This window comes from Variovorax defluvii (assembly GCF_039541515.1).
Lineage (GTDB): Bacteria > Pseudomonadota > Gammaproteobacteria > Burkholderiales > Burkholderiaceae_C > Variovorax > Variovorax defluvii.
The window spans coordinates 1-17,404 of record NZ_BAABGJ010000081.1; the positions used below are offsets into that span (position 1 = coordinate 1).

General features: G+C 64.0%; 11 protein-coding genes and 2 pseudogenes. 7 read left to right on the forward strand and 6 right to left on the reverse strand.

The annotated features are described in order from the left end of the window. From ABEA07_RS25510 to ABEA07_RS25520, 3 genes and pseudogenes are all read left to right on the forward strand, one after another. Nucleotides 1–636 (forward strand): annotated as a pseudogene (locus tag ABEA07_RS25510) (hypothetical protein); the annotation flags it as partial. Between the two features lie 137 nt (nucleotides 637–773). Further along, complete coding sequence (locus tag ABEA07_RS25515) at nucleotides 774–1,751, forward strand: tripartite tricarboxylate transporter substrate-binding protein (RefSeq protein ID WP_345541424.1); 978 nt, start codon at nucleotides 774–776, stop codon at nucleotides 1,749–1,751. 260 nt (nucleotides 1,752–2,011) lie between these two features. Next, a complete protein-coding gene (locus ABEA07_RS25520; protein ID WP_345541426.1) occupies nucleotides 2,012–2,452 on the forward strand; it encodes a DUF3037 domain-containing protein in 441 nt (146 codons plus the stop codon). A gap of 1,308 nt (nucleotides 2,453–3,760) precedes the next feature. Here ABEA07_RS25520 and ABEA07_RS25525 read toward each other — a convergent pair. After that, on the reverse strand, nucleotides 3,761–4,621 hold the full coding sequence (locus ABEA07_RS25525) for an AraC family transcriptional regulator (protein ID WP_345541427.1): 861 nt from the start codon (nucleotides 4,619–4,621) through the stop codon (nucleotides 3,761–3,763). 218 nt (nucleotides 4,622–4,839) lie between these two features. Here ABEA07_RS25525 and ABEA07_RS25530 point away from each other — a divergent pair, with 218 nt between their 5' ends. The 4 genes and pseudogenes from ABEA07_RS25530 (at nucleotide 4,840) to ABEA07_RS25545 (ending at nucleotide 9,163) form a co-directional block, all read left to right on the forward strand. Next, nucleotides 4,840–5,709, forward strand: a complete 870-nt coding sequence (locus tag ABEA07_RS25530) for a fumarylacetoacetate hydrolase family protein (protein ID WP_345541428.1) — start codon at nucleotides 4,840–4,842, stop codon at nucleotides 5,707–5,709. Nucleotides 5,710–5,717: 8 nt separating this feature from the next. Further along, nucleotides 5,718–6,509 (forward strand): alpha/beta fold hydrolase, encoded by a 792-nt coding sequence (locus tag ABEA07_RS25535; protein WP_345541429.1) that lies wholly within the window; start codon nucleotides 5,718–5,720, stop codon nucleotides 6,507–6,509. Between the two features lie 34 nt (nucleotides 6,510–6,543). After that, entirely contained in the window at nucleotides 6,544–7,884 is a 1,341-nt protein-coding gene (locus ABEA07_RS25540; RefSeq protein WP_345541431.1) for a metal-dependent hydrolase family protein, read from the forward strand. Nucleotides 7,885–8,002: 118 nt separating this feature from the next. Next, a pseudogene (locus ABEA07_RS25545) lies at nucleotides 8,003–9,163 on the forward strand (IS30 family transposase). A gap of 194 nt (nucleotides 9,164–9,357) precedes the next feature. On the opposite strand, the gene ABEA07_RS25550 reads toward ABEA07_RS25545, so the two are convergent. The 5 genes from ABEA07_RS25550 to ABEA07_RS25570 all read right to left on the reverse strand — a co-directional run bounded on the left by ABEA07_RS25550 (nucleotide 9,358) and on the right by ABEA07_RS25570 (nucleotide 17,388). Next, nucleotides 9,358–9,981, reverse strand: coding sequence for a tyrosine-type recombinase/integrase (locus ABEA07_RS25550; RefSeq protein WP_345541433.1), 624 nt, complete (start codon nucleotides 9,979–9,981; stop codon nucleotides 9,358–9,360). 898 nt (nucleotides 9,982–10,879) lie between these two features. Further along, the gene (gene lpdA / locus ABEA07_RS25555; RefSeq protein ID WP_345541435.1) at nucleotides 10,880–12,703 is read right to left on the reverse strand and encodes a dihydrolipoyl dehydrogenase; all 1,824 of its coding nucleotides are present in this window, start codon (nucleotides 12,701–12,703) and stop codon (nucleotides 10,880–10,882) included. A 10-nt stretch (nucleotides 12,704–12,713) separates the two neighbouring features. Beyond that, entirely contained in the window at nucleotides 12,714–14,204 is a 1,491-nt protein-coding gene (gene aceF / locus ABEA07_RS25560) for a dihydrolipoyllysine-residue acetyltransferase (protein ID WP_345541436.1), read from the reverse strand. 12 nt (nucleotides 14,205–14,216) lie between these two features. Further along, on the reverse strand, nucleotides 14,217–16,253 hold the full coding sequence (locus ABEA07_RS25565; RefSeq protein ID WP_345541437.1) for an alpha-ketoacid dehydrogenase subunit alpha/beta: 2,037 nt from the start codon (nucleotides 16,251–16,253) through the stop codon (nucleotides 14,217–14,219). Between the two features lie 28 nt (nucleotides 16,254–16,281). Continuing rightward, nucleotides 16,282–17,388 carry a mandelate racemase/muconate lactonizing enzyme family protein gene (locus tag ABEA07_RS25570; RefSeq protein ID WP_345541439.1) on the reverse strand — a complete coding sequence of 369 codons (1,107 nt, stop codon included), beginning with the start codon at nucleotides 17,386–17,388 and terminating at the stop codon, nucleotides 16,282–16,284. Between the last annotated feature and the right edge of the window lie 16 nt (nucleotides 17,389–17,404).

Sequence of the window (17,404 nt, forward strand, 5' to 3'; positions counted from 1 at the left end):
AGCCCGGCACGGGCGCCGTCGACGCCCGCCCCGGCGCCTGCGCCGGCACGCGCCGCCGCGCCCGCGCCCGCGAAGGCGCCCACCGCGGCGGCCCCGGCACCCGCTCCGGCGCCGGCACCCGCCGCGGCCACCCCTTCCGGTGCGCCGGCGACAACGACGCGCACTGCCTCGCTTGCGCCCCAGGAGCGCAGGCGCAGCGAAACGGCCCGGGCGGAGCGCCAGCCGCGCTTGCCGGACTGGGCCACGAACGACGATGCGCCGCCGGCGCCCCCCGCCACGGCAACGACGATGCCCTGGATCCGCCCGCCGGGCTGGACCCGCGACGACCCCGGCACGCCGGCGGCCCGCGCGCCCGCGCCCGTCACCGCGCCCGTGCCGGTCATCGCCCCGCCCCGTGGCCAGGCCCGCGATGGCGGACCGCCGATCGCGCCCGGCCCAGGCCCCGTCTACAACTACAGCTCGCCCGGCACCCCGGCATCGGCCGGCGGCGACGGCGGGCCGCCGGTGGTGCCCGGCCCCGGGCCGCTGTTCAGCGCGCCCCGCGCCGCCACGGTGGCGGCCGACGACTCGGGCCCACCCGTCACGCGAGGCCCCGGACCGGTCTACAACTGGACGTCGACGCGCGAGCGCCAGTGACTGGCGCGCGCGCTGCCGATCCGTACACACGCCACGAGAACTGCTTGTTTTTGTAAGGGCAATTCGCTACCCGGTCGGGTCGCCTGCGGCGATAAGATCGCGGCCCGTTGAACCGGACACTTTTACCAGGAGACCACATGAAGAGACTGTTGGCTTTCGCTGCCATCGCCACTGCCGTCACGGGCGCGTATTCCCAGGATTTCCCCGGCAGCAAGCCCATCACCATCGTGGTTCCCTTCGCCGCCGGCGGCCCCACCGACCGCGTGGCCCGCGACCTGGCCGAAGCCCTGCGCAAGCCCATGGGCGGCGGCAGCATCGTGATCGACAACGTGCCCGGCGCCGGCAGCTCCATCGGCGCGGCGAAGGTGGCCCGTGCCGCGCCCGACGGCTACACCCTGCTGCTGAACCACATCGCCATGTCCACCGTGCCCACGCTGGTGCGCAACGTGCCCTTCAAGGTCGAAACCGACTTCGAGTACCTGGGCATCATCAACGACGTGCCGATGACGCTCATCGCCAAGCCCGCGATGAAGGCCAACAACTACAAGGAACTCACCGCCTGGATGGCCGAGAACAAGGGCAAGATCAACCTCGGCAACGCGGGCGTGGGCTCGGCCTCGCACCTGTGCGGCCTGCTGTTCCAGAGCGCCACCAAGACCGAGATGACCCCCGTTCCCTACAAGGGCACGGCGCCGGCCATCACCGACCTGATCGGCGGCCAGATCGACCTGCTGTGCGACCAGACCACCAACACCTCGCCGCAGATCGAGGCGAAGAAGGTCAAGGCCTATGCCGTGACCACGCCCAAGCGACTGACGACCCCGCTGCTGAAGGACCTGCCGACGCTGCAGGAGCAGGGTTTGAAGGACTTCCAGGTCACCATCTGGCACGGCCTCTACGCGCCCAAGGGCACGCCGACCGCGGTGACCAAGAAGATCAACGACGCGCTCAAGGTCGCGCTGAAGGACCCGGACTTCATCAAGAAGCAGGAAGGCCTGGGCGCCGTGGTCGCCACCGACAACCGTGTCGAGCCTGCGGAGCACAAGAAGTTCGTGCAGGCCGAGATTGCGAAGTGGAGTCCGATCATCAAGGCGGCGGGCGTGTACGCCGACTGACGTTCTGAGCGAAGCGCCGATCGAAGGTCTTTCGATGGCATGAAGGTCGCGGCGCGGGCGCGCCGCGACTTCGAATCCAGGTGGGGCGGGGTGAGGGACTCGTGCAATGCGAGTGCCGCCGCTTCCACCGCCGACGCCCATTCCCCACGATAGCGCGCTGCGCACCCTCGGTGGCCGCATGCCGGCCTTGTGCGTATCGGCGTGCTGGCTACGAATTTCGTAGAGCGGGCCGAGCGATATTCGCGGAGCATCGGCCTCCGATGAAAAACTCCGAACTCATTCGTGCGCACGGCGAGGTGGTCGCGCAAGGGCCGTTCACGCACACGGTTCTTCGCTATGTTCATGACATCGGGACGGCGGAGTTCATCAATGTGGGGCTGGTGGTTGCGATGACCGATGTGCCATGTGTGGCGGCGAAGTTCAATACCGACTTCAGACGGGTGAAATGCGCATTTCCCACGCTGGACGTCGAAGTCTTTGTGGCGCGCATGAAGCGGCTGCAGTCCTGCTTCGATGGCATTGATGAGACGTGGTGCACTGAACTGCGGGCTCGGGTAGGAGATTCACTGATGGCGCTGGTCCGGTCCGTTCTGCCGTTGGAAGACACGGCGCTTCACTGGTCTCCGGTCGGGGCGGATGCAGGTGGACCTCTGCCGGCGGCGCTGCAACTGCTCTACCAGCGCTTCGTCGTCATTGCATGATCGCCGTCGCTGAGTTCCGGGAAGACTTGGGCCCACTCTGGGCGCCGCGTGCCATTTCGCCCGCATCTGTGCCATACATCACGACGACGACCACGCATCGGCGCACGGATCGGGCGCACGCCTCTTCGGCTCGTCAGAGTGCCGGCCGAGGAGACCCGAGGTGGCTTGTCGAAGAAAGACAAGCACTGCGGAAGAGTTGATCGAACTGATCGCCATGCTGACCTGGTGGCTGCGTTGCGCTGTCCGTCACAAGCTACGCCGCCTTGCACGCCTGGGCCAATCGGCTCGCCGCCGCCATGGGAAGCGGGCAAGCCCTATCGAACGCATTCTCTGATCCACTCGTCTACGCCGGCCAGTACCCCTGCGGGAGAGCCGTTCTGGGGCTGCACGCTATACCCGAAATGCAAGCGCACGGTTTGAGGTGAGTGCAGTTGCAAATTTCCGCGTATGCGATCACCCGATCACCCCATCCAAATGCCATGCGAATTGAGGTGCGGGCCTCTTCGCTCCGCCGTATCGCTTGCACTACTGATGCTCGTGGCATCGGTGAATGCACCCGGTCATGCAGCAAACTATCCATGCTCCGGCCGCAAAGGCGGAGTCTCCCACTGCGCCGGTGAGCTTTTGGTCTGCAACGATGGATCGATCAGTGGTTCAAAGAAGATCTGCACGGGGCCGCAAGGCTCGGCGACGCGCGCCGTGCGTTCCCCCCAACGCCCATTGATGAGCAGCGAGGATTGCGCTTGTCGATCGGGAAGGATTTGTGTTGGCCCGCGGGGTGGTCGCTGTCGCTTGAGCGACAGTGGGAGCAAGAGCTATGTGCGTCGATGAGCCCGGGGAAAATGGGCGTTCCAGCCTAAGTCTGTTTTGCAGCAGCAGTAGCAGTCAGTCAAGCAGGCTTCTCCGAACCAACGCTCAGGGCCCATGGCTGTCCTTCAAGCCGCGGCGTCGGATGACAGCAATGCAGCGTTTTCCGCATATCCCTGTTGGACAGCGAACTTTCGCTGTCGGCCCGTTTCCAGTCATCCAAGTGCTGACGCCGCCTCGGTATGGACGGCCGGTCCCAAAGCATTGCAGTCATAGCTCCCCGCTCGCCCTTAAGCGACCTTGCCCTCTAAGCGTCGAACGTCAGCTCTGTTCGCCATCAAAATGGGAGTACGGGCCCGTTGCCCTCCATTAACTTCGGTTGCCCAATGACAGGTGTACGGCAGGAAGCCGCCGTCTTGGTCGCCGATCTCCGACGATCAGGATTTGCGCCCGGACTTGGGGCATGGGCACGTGCCTTCGCGCACGCCAACGTCGCCGCTCCTACCCTTGCTCGCGCGGAATTCCGGTGACCGTGACCGGTGATGGCGCCCGAGTGGCTCGCTTGAAGATCGAAGGTGAGATGCCCGTGTGCTCCTTGAAGAAGCGCGAAAAGTTGCCTGGCGCAGAGAAGCCGAGGTCGAGCGCGACATCAGTGAGTTCGCTGCCTTCGCTCACGCGGCGCATTGCTTCCTCAACGCGCACGCCGCTCCAGAAGACTTGGGGCGTGGTATTGAGTTGGTCGCGAAACAGCGCGAAGAGGCGTGCGCGTGAGAGGCCGACCTTGGCGGCGATCTCGTCGATCGAGGTCTTGTCGGACACGTTCTGCCGCATGTGGGCGATCGCACTGCGCAGCCGATGGTCCAGCGTGACGCCAACGCTTACGCCGGGTGCCGCCTCGCCACCGGCCGTCGACGCGGCAATGGCCGCCTCGAGCAGCCGTTCGACCTCGTCGTCGATTTCGCTGCGCTCCGGTCCGGCCGAGATAATCAGGTCCAGCACGCGCCAGCACGAACGGCGCATCGCAGGGCTGATGGGAACGTGCGGCGACGGAAACCTGAAGCTGCGTTCCTTGGCGACGCCGAGTTCATCCAGCCACTCCTTCTTGATCATGAAGACGATGAACAGGCATGGGCCGCTGTCGTCCAGTTTGACCATGTCGTGCGCTTCGTACGCATTGACGCCGAGGGCCACGTTTTCTCCGTAGGGGACGACGCTCGAGCCGACACGGGCAGTGGCGCGCGCGCCACCAAGCCAAAGCGCCAACTGCGTTTCGGAATGCGCATGCGATACCAGATTGGCGCGCGCTTCCAGGACGATGGCCGTACCGAACGCTCCTTCATGGAGCGCATAAGCCTCCTGCATGTGAATACTCCAGAAGTCCGGTCAGGATGCGATTGTTCCTTTGCCAGCGGGGTCCCGAGGCGCCAATTCGGGTAAGTCCTAAGTACACGGCAAGACTCCCTGATACGCCGCTGGACGCGTCGATAAGCGCCAAACGGCTGCAATTCCTAAAGTTCATCCCATGCCGCCGAGCCCTTCAAGCCGGCGAATTTCGGAGAGAACCACAGGAGTCAACAAGCATGCGCATCGCTACCTACCTGGTCGACGGCCGCCGCCAAACAGGCCTCGTGTCTGCCGACGGTCTCACGATCACACCCTTCATCCTCACGCCCGAGCAGGCCGACAAAGGCGCCTTGACCTTGATCGAAACGCTGGCCGAAGGCGGCAAGCTGCCGGCAACCAACGGCGCCGTCGTCAAGGTCTCGGACGTCGCGCTTGACGCGCCGTTGCCCAAGCCGCGCCGCAACGTCTGGTGCGTCGGCCGCAACTACCACGCGCATGCCAAGGAGCTGTCGTCCTCGGTGTTCAAGGACAGCGGCGCCAAGACCGACGAATGGCCGATCGTCTTCACCAAGGTGCCCGAATGCGTGGTCGGCCCGCATGACGAAGTGCTGGTGCCGAGCGACATCTCTCAGCAGATCGACTACGAAGCCGAGCTCGCCGTCGTCATCGGCAAAGGCGGCAAGAACATCACGCGTGCCGACGCGATGGACCATGTCTTCGGCTACACGGTCGTCAACGACGTGACGGCGCGCGACGTGCAGGTGCGCCACAGCCAATGGGACATGGGCAAGTCCTTCGACACCTTCTGCCCGATGGGCCCGTGGGTCGTGACGGCCGACGAGTTCGATGGCACGAAGACGCGCGTGCGCTGCTGGGTCAATGGCGAGCTGCGCCAGGACGGCCCGACCGAGAACATGATCTTCGACATCCCGACGCTGATCGAGACCATCTCGCGCGGCATCACGCTGTATCCGGGCGACATGATCGCCACCGGCACGCCGGCCGGCGTGGGCATGGGCATGTCGCCGCCGCAGTACCTGAAGGCGGGCGACGTGGTGCGGGTCGAGATCGACGGTCTCGGCGCCATCGAGAACAAGTTCATCTGAGCGCACCGATGACCACGCAAATCATCAACGGACTGGCCGTCGAGATCGACGGCGAAGGCGACGCACTGCTGTGCATCCACGGGCTCGGCGGTTCGTCGAACAACTGGACGCCGGTGCTGGCGGCGCTGTCGGGCTTCAAGGTCATCCGGCCGGACCTGCCGGGCAGCGCGCGTTCTTCGCTGCTGCAGCATCCGCTCTCCATCGAGCGCTACGTCGCCGCGCTCGACCAGTTGCTGGCCGGCCTGGGCGTCGAGTCGGTGCATGTCATGGCCCACTCCCTCGGCACCATCGTCGCGCAGCACTTCGCCGTGCGCCATCCTGACAAGGTCAAGTCGCTGGCACTGTTCGGCCCACTGGTCGCACCGCCGGAAGCGGCACGACCGAACATCACGGCGCGGGCCACCCTGGCGCGCAGCGGTCCGGTTGCCATGCAGGAGATCGCCGACGCCATCGTCAAGGGTGCGACCAGCAAGGAGACCAAGGAGCAGCAGCCCGCGGTGCTTGCCTTGGTGCGCGAGAGCGTGATGCGCCAGTCGCCCGAGGGCTATGCGCAAAGCTGCGAGGCGCTGGCCACCGCCCAGTCGGCTGCGATCGAACAGATCGACGTGCCGACGCTGCTCGTCACCGGCGACCAGGATGGCGTCGCCCCGCCCGCCAACGTTGCCGCGATGGCCGCGCGCATCGCCGGTTCCCGCCAAGTCGTCCTCGATGGCTGCGGCCATTGGACGACTTTTGAAAAGCCACAACGCTGCATGCAGGAACTCGAACAGTTCCACGCTTCGCTCGCGCTGATTTCGTAAACCCATTGCCGGCGTTCCGCCAGAGGAGACAAGCATGACCCGCATCGCATTCACCAACGTCCGCATCTTCGACGGCACCGGCGAAGACACCTACCTCGGCGACGTCCTCGTCGAAGGCAAGCGCATCGTCGAAGTCACGCGCCTGCCCAAGCGCGTGAGCACCGACGACGCCCGCGTCATCGAAGGCCGCGGCCGCTTCCTCATGCCCGGCATGACCGAGGCGCACACGCACTTTTCGTGGAACGACCAGCCCTCGCTCGCTGCCATCCAGTTCATGCCGCCCGAGGAGCACATGCTGTGGTGCGTGCGCGTGGCCAAGCGCTACCTCGACATGGGCTGGACGTCCGCGATTGGCGCGGCGGCGGCCAAGCCGCGGCTCGACGTGGTGCTGCGCAATGCGATCGATGCCGGTGAATTCCCAGGCCCCCGCTACCTCGCGGGCAGCCAGGAGATCACCACCATCGGCGCGCTCGGCGACAACACGCTGCCGCACATGAAGTTCGAGGAATTGAGCTTCGGCAGCGTATGCAGCGGCCCCGAAGACATCCGCAAGTCGGCGCGCACCTTCATCAAGTACGGCGTCGATCACCTGAAGATCAACCTGTCGGGCGAGTACATCGCCGGCCTGCCCGCAGAGATGTCGCCATTCGCAGAAGACGAGGTGGCGATGCTTGCGCAGGAGGCCAAGCGATACGGCAAGCGCATGGCGGCGCACGCGCGGTCGAGCGAGTCAGTCAAGCAGTGCGTGCGGCATGGCATCGAGATGGTCTATCACGCCAGCTTCGCGGACGAGGAAGCGCTCGACATGCTGGAGGCGGCCAAGGACAAGCACTTTGTCGCGCCGGGCATTGGCTGGCTGATCCGCACGACCTACAACGCCGCCGAGTTCGGCATCACCGAGGCGATCGCCACGCAGATGGGCTACAAGCGTGAACTGGAGATTGCATCCCAGTCGCTGCGCAAGATGCACCAACGCGGCATCCGTATCCTGCCCGGCGGGGACTACGGATTTGCCTGGATGCCCCATGGCACCAACGCCAACGACCTGCAGTATTTCGTCGACTACATCGGCATGACACCGAAGGAGGCGCTGCTCGCCGCGACGAAGCTGGGCGGCCAGATCATGCTGCGACCCGACGAGCTGGGGCAGTTGAAGGCCGGCTACCTTGCCGACATCGTGCTGGTCGACGGCGACCCGCTGCAGAACCTTGCACTGCTGACCGACCCCACCAAGGTCCGGCTCGTGATGAAGGACGGCGTTATCTACAAGGATTGCGCAACGCCTGTTCCGGCGGAAGCAGCACTTCACCTGGATGGCGCAAGCACACCCCTGCGCGAGGAGGGGGTAAAAGAGGCGATTGCTGAAATGAACTGAGGGCAGGACGGACGCGCGGCCCATTGATATGGATGTGCCGCGCGACCGCAATGCAAGTGCGGATTCAACCGGTCGATGCAACACACTAGAAACTGCTTAAGCAGAAGGAGTTTTGCAGATGAAGTATCGAACGCGGACCTACGACACGGACGCCCAGAAGGCCCTTATGTGGGAGCGCTGGAAAGCAGGCGACAGCCTTCAACAGATAGCCCAGTTGTTCGATCGATCGCATTCGTCGGTCGGAGGGATTCGGTCCCGAACAGGCGGCATACCGCCGCCAAAACGGTGCCGGTCCTGCTTGGCGCTGACTTTGTCCGAGCGCGAGGAGATCTCACGTGCTGTAGTGGCCGGCTTCTCGATTCGAGCGATCGCCAGCATCCTCGGGCGAGCGCCATCGACTGTTAGCCGGGAGATCAAGCGCAACGGTGGTCGCGAGGGCTACCGGGCTGCTCAGGCCGACCAGGCGGCGTGGGACCGCGGCCGCCGTCCCAAGAGATGCAAACTGGCAAGGAACAGAGCCCTGGCGCGCATGGTGGCTGCCAAGCTCCAATCGCTGTGGGCGCCCGAGCAGATCGCGGGGTGGCTCAGGCATAGTTATCCTGGCGACGAGGATTTCCAGGTGTCACACGAGACCATCTATCGCAGCCTCTTCATCCAAGCTCGAGGCGCATTGAAGAAGGAGCTGCTGCAGCACCTGCGGCGCACGCGTGTCATGCGCCGCTCGCGCCATCACACGCAGAAGACCGACAAACACGGAAGAATTCTCGAAACGGTGTCCATTAGCGAGCGCCCGGCCACGGTGGAAGATCGGGCGGCGCCTGGTCATTGGGAAGGCGACCTGCTGTTCGGGGGCACGAGCAGCCAGATTGCCACCCTGGTCGAGCGTCAAACACGCTACGTGATGTTGGTGAAACTTGGGGGCACGGACACCGAAACCGTCGTCAGTGCGCTGATCAAGAACGCTCGCAAGTTGCCGCAGGAGTTGTATAAATCGCTGACCTGGGATCGAGGCAAGGAGATGGCGGCTCACAAGCGATTCACCCTGGCGACCGACATCTAAGTCTACTTCTGCGATCCGCACAATCCTTGGCAGCGCGGAACCAACGAGAACACGAATGGCTTGCTCAGGCAGTACTTCCCTAAAGGGATCGAGCTCTCGAACCATTCACAAGCCAAGCTGAATGCCGTTGCAAGACAATTGAACGAGCGACCAAGGAAGACCCTCGACTTCCACACACCGGCTGAGATGTTCAGCCAAATCGTTGCATCGACCGGTTGAATCCGCAAAGTGAGACCAGTCATTGCGGGCGGCCGCCCGGCTGACCGGACATGGCCGGCACCGCAGTTCCGCGTCGTGTCAAGGAAGCTGCCGGTCGGCGGTACCCGCGGCGGGATCTGCCAATTCGGGCATATCGATCGACCGCTTCACCGAGTTCTGCGGTCGACGGCGTGCCCGATGAAACGACGTGCGAATCAGATCTCGGTTTGTTCAGCGATCTCCAATGCATCGTCGACTTCGATGCCAAGGTAACGTACCGTTGACTCCAGCTTGGAATGGCCAAGCAGCAACTGCACGGCCCGCGAGTTCTTGGTCCGGCGGTAGATCAACGTGGCCTTGGTTCGCCGCATCGAATGCGTACCGTACGCTGTAGGATCAAGACCAAGTTCCTTGACCCAGCCTTCGAGAATTCGAGCGTATTGTCGCGTCCCCAGATGTGGAGACGCGTGGACACGGCTTGGGAACAAGAAATCTTCAGACTTCAGCCCAGTTTGCTTGATCCACTTCTGCACAGCTTCGCGTGTCACCGGCGTGATCTCGAACTGCACAGGGCGCTGCGTCTTGTGCTGCATCACGACTGCGCGCGTTGCCACTAGGTCACCGTGGCAGACCTCCCGAACCTTGAGGCTGACGAGGTCGCAGCCGCGCAACTTGCTGTCGATTCCCAGATTGAACAAAGCAAGCTCGCTTACTCGGCTTTCCGTCTGAAGGCGCGCTCGCAATACCCAGATGTCCTTGGTCCTGAACGGAACCTTCTGACCGACGATCTTGCCCTTGTTCCACGGCTCGCGAGCAGGGGATTTGAGATTGGATGCCATGATGGACTCCCATCAAGTTGAGGGCCATCTGGGATGCGCGGCTGTACGTTCCGAAATCAAGGCGCCCGTCTCGACCGATAGCGCCCTGCAATGATGCAATCCAACAAAATTTCCGCTTTGTGGACCAACTGCGAACTGGCAGTCTCGGCCAGGAGCTGCCCCGCGAGCGCGCAGGTTGTAGGACTGCTTCGGCTGGGCAGAGTCACTCGTGAAAGACGGTCCAAGTCCCGCTGCGTTCGATACCCGACATTCGACGGGCAGCGGCTCGTATGACTCCTGCGCATCCGAGACCGGGCACTCGCTGGGTTGCGGCGGGCGGTCCGACCTGGAATGACTGGGCCGGTCTGGGACGAACTGACACTGCCGACCCAAAGCAGCCGTTGCCCGCCGAGGGGCAGCTGCAAGCCCCGTCTTCCATTCGTTCAGGGGGCACAGTGAGCCGCGACACAGTGTCTTCACATGGAAGGCGACCGCGGCGTAGGTGAAACCGGCTCCGTCCGTGTGTTCAGGATGCAAGCGAGCCTGGCGCGCGCACGCCGACTTGGCCGAATCCCAGCAACTGCCGCGAAGGAATCAAGGCGGCGCGAGAACTGTCATCGAGTGTGCCCGCGACGTACTCCATAGCAGGATGGACTTCTCCGCTTTCATCGAGCAGGTTGAACTACCTGCGCCTGTCAGCCTCTTGGATCTCCATCACGCATCTCCAATGCTGCGACGCACCAATACGTGGGCAGACCTTGCAGTTGCATGCGTGAACCTAGCGGCCTCCCCGACGGCCGCGAGGTCCGTCGCGATCGGGCGTAGTGCTGCAGGTTCCGGGTGCATGGTTCATGCCGGGCCTGAGGCGGCGTGAGTGCCCCAAGTGCACGCCGCACGTGTTCCGGCGGTGATTCCGCGACTACTTCTTCGACGGCGGCAGGTCGGTGCAGGTGCCTTGCGCAACCTCCGCCGCCATGCCAATGCTCTCGCCCAGCGTCGGGTGCGGATGGATGCTCTTGCTGATGTCGATCTCGTCAGCGCCCATCTCGATTGCGAGCACGATCTCGCCCAGCATGTCGCCGGCGTGCGTGCCGACAATGCCCCCACCGAGGATGCGGTGCGTCTCCGCGTCGAAGATCAGCTTGGTGAAGCCCTCGTCTCGACCGTTGGCGATAGCCCGTCCCGACGCGCTCCAAGGAAAGTGGCCCTTCTTGATATTGATGCCTTCAACCTTGGCCCGGGCCTCCGTGAGGCCAACCCACGCCACTTCTGGGTCGGTATACGCTACGTTGGGGATCACGCGCGGGTCGAAGGCGGCGCTCGAAAGTTCCTTGTTGCCGTGTATGTCGCCGGCAATAACCTCGGCCGCCACGTGCGCCTCGTGCACCGCCTTGTGAGCTAGCATCGGCTGGCCGACGACGTCGCCGATCGCGAAGATGTGCGGCACGTTCGTCCGCATCTGGGTGTCGACGCCGATGAAGCCACGATCGGTCACGTGAACGCCAGCCCTTTCGGCGCCGATCTTCTTGCCGTTCGGGCTGCGGCCGACGGCCTGCAGCACCAGGTCGTACACCTGCGATTCCTGGGGCGCATTCTCGCCCTCGAACATGACCTTGATGCCTTCCTTGGTGGCTTCGGCGCCGACCGTCCTGGTCTTCAGCATGATGTTGTCGAAGCGCGCGGCGTTCATCTTCTCCCAGACCTTGACGAGGTCGCGGTCCGCGCCCGGCATGAGGCCCTCGAGCATCTCGACCACGTCGAGCCGCGCGCCGAGCGTCGAATAGACCGTGGCCATCTCGAGGCCGATGATGCCGCCGCCGAGAATCAGCATGCGCTTGGGATCCGTCCCCAACTCGAGCGCGCTGGTGGAGTCCACAATGCGCGGGTCGCCCTTTGGCACGAACGGCAGACTGACCGACTGCGAGCCCGCGGCGATGACGCAGTAGCGGAACTTGAATTTCTGCTTCTTGCCGGTAGTGTCCCAGCGCGTGCCCGAGGTCTCGTCGACCTCTATGACATGGCTGTCGATGAAGCTGCCGAAGCCGCGTACCACCGTCACGCGGCGCATCTTCGCCATCGCGGTGAGGCCGCCGGTGAGCTTGCCGACCACCTTGTTCTTGTGCGCGAGCAGCTTGGCGCGATCAACCGTGGGCGCGGCGAAGCTCACGCCGAGCGACTCGAAATGCTTGACATCGTCCATCACCGACGCGACGTGCAGCAGCGCCTTTGACGGGATGCAGCCAACGTTGAGGCAGACACCTCCGAGCGCGGCGTAGCGCTCGATCAGAATTACCTTGAGGCCGAGGTCGGCCGCGCGGAACGCGGCCGAATAGCCGCCGGGTCCGGCACCGAGCACGACGACGTCGCACTCGGCGTCGACTGCGCCGCCGTAGCTCGACGCATGCACCGCAGGTGCGACAGATGCCCAAGGTGCCTTCGCAGTGCCGGGGGCTGCCGAGTTCGCGGCCGGTGCCATCGCATGCCCCAACGCTGCGGCGGCTGCATCGTCAACCTCGAGCGTCAGCACCACCGACCCTTCGCTGATCCTGTCGCCCACCTTGACCGCCAGTGCCGTGACCACCCCAGCCGCCGACGAAGGAATCTCCATGGAGGCCTTGTCCGATTCGACGGTGATCAGCGACTGCTCGACCTTGATCGTGTCGCCCACCTTGACCAGGACCTCGGTTACCGTTACCGCGTCGAAGTCACCGATGTCGGGTACCTTGATTCGTTGCTGACTCATATGGCGCCGATCAAAGTAGCACTCGGCGGAAATCAGCCAGCACCTGGCCGAAGAACGCGTTGAAGCGAGCCGCGGACGCACCGTCGATGACGCGGTGATCCCACGACAGCGACAGCGGGAGAATGAGCCTGGGGACAAACGCCTTGCCGTCCCATTTGGGCTCGAGCTGGCTCTTGCACACACCCATGATCGCGACTTCGGGTGCGTTGATGATCGGCGTAAAGTAGCGCCCGCCGATGCCGCCCAGCGAGCTGATCGTGAAGCAGGCGCCCGACATGTCGGCCGGGCTAAGCTTGCCGTCCCTCGCCTTCCTGGCAAGCTCCGCCATCTCCTGGCTGATCTGGATCACACCCTTCTTGTCGGCGTCTTTGATGACCGGCACCACGAGACCGCCAGGCGTGTCCGCCGCGAAGCCAATGTGGAAGTACTTTTTGAGCACGAGCTGGTCGCCGTCGAGCGAGCTGTTGAACTCGGGGAACTTGCGCAGCGCCGCCACCGACGCCTTGACCATGAAGGCGAGCATGGTCAGCTTCACGCCGGCCTTTTCGTTCTCCTTATTGATCGCAACGCGGAAGACCTCGAGCTCGGTGATGTCGCAGTCGTCATGGTTGGTGACGTGCGGGATCATCACCCAATTGCGGTGCAGGTTGGCGCCGCTGATCTTATTGATGCGCGAGAGGTCCTTGCGCTCGATCTCACCGAACTTCGTGAAGTCGACCTTCGGCCATGGTATCAGGTCCAGTGCGGAAGCGTCCCTCGATCCGCCATTCCCGGAACTGCCGAACTGCTGGACGTCTTCATGCGTGACGCGCCCTTTGAATCCGCTTCCCTCGATCTCGCCGATCGGAACGCCGAGCTCTCTCGCGCTCTTGCGAACCGAAGGTGATGCAAAGGCCGTCGAGGCAGGCAGGAGATCTGGCGCAGACATGACGGGCGGCATGTTCACGCTTTGCGCTGATTCAGGCGCGGTCTCGACGCTCGCAGAGCTCTCCCTCACCTCTTTGCTCATGACCAGAAAGGTCGAGCCTCTCGACACCTTGTCCCCAACTTTGACCAGGACGTCCCTCACCGCTCCTGCGCGAGGCGCCGGTATCTCCATGGATGCCTTGTCTGACTCCACGGTGATCAGGCTCTGTTCCGCGACGACAACGTCTCCCGGCTTGACCATGACCTCGATCACGGTCACGTCTTCGAAATCCCCGATATCGGGAACCGCAATGAGCGCCTCCTGCGACTGCGGCAAGCGGGCTTCCATCGTCGCCCCTTCAGTGTCAATGGCGACCAGCTGCGACCCGGCGGAAATGTGGTCACCGACAAGAACGTTGATGCTTGCGATCACGCCGGGGCACGGTGATGGAACTTCCGTGGCCCTGGAAGATGATTCCACCGTCACCAGTGACTGGCCGGACGAAATCTCTTCCCCCTCCTCGACGAGAACCTCGATCACCTCCAACTGTTCCCCCTCGGCCATCGACGGCAGGTCTACCGAAATCCGGTTCATTCAGATGCCCGACTAGAAGATGTTGCGGGAAACCAGTTCACGACAGGCGAGCGCGATCCCGTCTGCGTTCGGCGTCAACACTGCCTGCAGATGCGGAGCTGCCGGCATGCGCACGTCGGGCGTTGTAAGACGCTTGACGTGCAGCGGCTGATTGGCGCCCAGCAACTCGCCAAGGCGGGTGACGATCTCGGCGCCGAATCCGCCGGACCGAACCGCCTCGTGAACGATCAGAACTCGTCCCGCTGCCTTCCGCACAACATCGACGATCGCCTCTTCGTCGAGCGGAGCCAGCCAGCGCAAGTCCAGAACGGAAACGCTTACCCCCTCGTCGGATAGCGTGGACGCTGCAGCCAGCGCCTGGTGGAGCATGGCGCCCCAGGTGATGATCGCAACGTCCTTGCCTTCGCGGTGGAGCCGTGCCTCGCCGACCGGTTTGACCTCGCCGAGCCGGCGCACATCACCCTTCATGGGATAGAGGCCCCGGGCCTCGAAGAGAACGCACGGATCAGGGTCTGCCGCTGCTTCGCGGAGCATGTCGTACGCATCCTGCGGCGTTGACGGCAGGCCAACCTTTAAACCGGGGATGTGGGCAAGCAGCGCCTCCAGGCATTGAGAATGCTGTGCGCAAGACCCGGGCGTTACACCCTGCTGCGTGCGCATCACCATGGGGACGTTCGTCTTGCCGCCAGTGATGTAGCGTACGTTGGCGGCTTGATTGACCAGCTGATCGAGTGCGACCAGCATGAAGTCCGCCCACATGATTTCCACGATGGGCTTCAGGCCATTCATCGCTGCGCCGACTGCTGAACCGAGGATCGCGCTCTCAGAGATGGGAGTGTCGAAGACACGTTCCACACCGAAATCCTTCTGCAGTCCTTTCGAGCCGCCGAAGATCCCTCCGGCATTTCCGACGTCTTCGCCGTACACAACTGTGCGCTGATCGGTTTTCAGTTCATCGCGCAATGCGGCGCCCACGGCGCCGATATATGCGAGTTCTTCAGGCACCGTCGCACCAGACGATGCGGGCTTGAATGCAGCTGTGCCCGTGACATTCGCGCCCGCCGTCTCAGTATCCGTCAGAGGCATGGCCAGAACCGTCTTCGTCAAAGCCTCCACTCTCGCCTGTTGTTCAGCGATGATCGTTTCAACCTGCGAAGCAGAGATGACCCCTTGCGAAACGAGTTGGTCGCCGAGGACTTTGAGCGGATCCCTGCCAGCGGCGCTGGCTCGGTCCTCACGCGAACGATAGTGCTCGACGTCGCGGTTGTAGTGCCCCCAAAGGCGCGGCACCTTGCATTCGATGAGACTGGGCCCGTGGCCCGCACGTGCGCGCTCGGCTGCCGCCGCAATCGTGTCGCGCACCAGTACAACATCGGTGCCATCGATGGTTACGCCATCGATGCCATAGGTGATCGAGCGCCGCGCGAGACGCTCGACGGGCGTGGTGACTCGCGTGGGCGTCAGTTCGGCCCAGCCGTTGTTCTCGCAGACCAGCAGCACCGGGAGCTTCTTGTAGGCCGCGAAGACCAGTGCCTCGTGCACCGCGCCTTGGTTCATCGCGCCATCCCCGATCGAGACGATCACCACGTTACCGCTGCCGGCAGCGACTTCGGCCATCGCCACGCCACAGGCAATGGGCACACCCGCGCCGACGATGGAGTTCTCGCCGATGAAGCGCTGATCCGGCGCCATGAAGTAGGCCGAACCACCGCGACCGCCGTTCACGCCGCCTGCGCGATGGCACAGTTCTGCCATCACGGAGGTGGGGTCGAGCCCGGCTGCCAGCGCCCAGCCGTGGCCTCGGTAGGTGGAGATGACCTTGTCCTGCGGTCCCAGCGCCGCAAGTGCCGCCAAGGGCACCGACTCTTGGCCAGCGCACAGGTGCATCGAGCCAACGATCGCCGGTGGCGTGGTCTTGCTCAGGTCCAGTGCTTTTGCCTCGAAGGCCCGGACGAAGGCGATGCGCGCCAGCATGTCGGCGCGGAATCGGGCATCGGCATTACTGCCGACGTCACGGTTATGGATGGGTTCGATGGCGAGTTGTGTCATTGCAGTCAGTGATGAATAGGTTGTTCCGTCAATGGCCGGTGGCGTTCACCACCACTGCCCTTTCAGTGCGCGCCTCAACGCGCGCCCAATCGAGCTCGAGACCAGCACCGGGCTCGTCGTCGGCAGCCATCCAGCCGTCAGTGACGACGAGCGGCCGTCGCAACAGCACATCCAGCGGGTCGGCGCCAGACTCAGGCGGAATGAATTCGACGCCTTCGACCTGCGGAAACGCGCAGGCCAGGTGCAGGTGCAACGGTGCAAAGACGTGGGGGAACACCGTGCTGCCGCCCATCTCGGCCAGCTGCAAAGCGGCCAGCGCACCGGTCACGCCGCCGCAGGTGGTCGCGTCGACTCGCAGCACCGAGATGCCGTCCGCCAGTCGGCGCATCGAGCGCAGGTCAATGACGTCTTCGCCGGCTGCGACCGGCGTGGAGAGCTTCTGTTGCAGCGCGACTGTCAGGTCGCCGTCCTGAGGCCCGAACGGGTCCTCCAGGAATGCCAGGCCCGCGCCGTCGACGGCGCGGCAGAAGCGCATGGCTTCGGTCAGCGAGCGCCAGGTCCAGTGGGCGTCAGCAGCCACCCGCCCTTGCGCCACACGGGTGACGGCTTCGACGTAGCGCACGTCATAGTCGGGATCGTCTCCCTTGAGCATCACCTTGACACGCGGATAGCCTTGGTCGAGCCGCATCGCCACCTCCTGGGCAATGTCCTCGACGCTCCGCGTGTTCATGTAGTAGCCGGCAACCGCAGTGACCGGCGCTCGCGTTCGCAGGCCGCCAAGCATCTTGTACAAGGGCATGCGGGCATGCCGGGCAGCGAGGTCCCACAATGCAACGTCCAGCAGGCTCAGCGCACGCGCGTACACCGGCATGGACGTGGCATTCGCCAGCCTGAAGCCATGCAACCCCGCACGCCGCAGCAGGGGATCGGTCCCGACCAATCCTTGCGACACCCTGGCCAAGGTGTCGACCAGCGGCGTACCTCGCGGATAGCCCAAGGCATCACCATGCACGCCGGCATCGGTTTCGATGCGCACCGCCACGTAATCTCGGGACTTGATCTCGACATCGCCCAGCCGCAGCGGCTGCGGCAGTGGAACCTTCACTTCGGCAATGCGCAGTTGTGTGATCTTCATGGCAGTTCCTGGTGCT

Coding starts and splice junctions, on each gene's coding strand:
- ABEA07_RS25515 (WP_345541424.1), top strand. CDS start 774: ATGAAGAGACTGTTGGCTTTCGCTGCCATCGCCACTGCCGTCACGGGC.
- ABEA07_RS25520 (WP_345541426.1), top strand. CDS start 2,012: ATGAAAAACTCCGAACTCATTCGTGCGCACGGCGAGGTGGTCGCGCAA.
- ABEA07_RS25525 (WP_345541427.1), bottom strand. CDS start 4,621: ATGCAGGAGGCTTATGCGCTCCATGAAGGAGCGTTCGGTACGGCCATC.
- ABEA07_RS25530 (WP_345541428.1), top strand. CDS start 4,840: ATGCGCATCGCTACCTACCTGGTCGACGGCCGCCGCCAAACAGGCCTC.
- ABEA07_RS25535 (WP_345541429.1), top strand. CDS start 5,718: ATGACCACGCAAATCATCAACGGACTGGCCGTCGAGATCGACGGCGAA.
- ABEA07_RS25540 (WP_345541431.1), top strand. CDS start 6,544: ATGACCCGCATCGCATTCACCAACGTCCGCATCTTCGACGGCACCGGC.
- ABEA07_RS25550 (WP_345541433.1), bottom strand. CDS start 9,981: ATGGCATCCAATCTCAAATCCCCTGCTCGCGAGCCGTGGAACAAGGGC.
- lpdA (WP_345541435.1), bottom strand. CDS start 12,703: ATGAGTCAGCAACGAATCAAGGTACCCGACATCGGTGACTTCGACGCG.
- aceF (WP_345541436.1), bottom strand. CDS start 14,204: ATGAACCGGATTTCGGTAGACCTGCCGTCGATGGCCGAGGGGGAACAG.
- ABEA07_RS25565 (WP_345541437.1), bottom strand. CDS start 16,253: ATGACACAACTCGCCATCGAACCCATCCATAACCGTGACGTCGGCAGT.
- ABEA07_RS25570 (WP_345541439.1), bottom strand. CDS start 17,388: ATGAAGATCACACAACTGCGCATTGCCGAAGTGAAGGTTCCACTGCCG.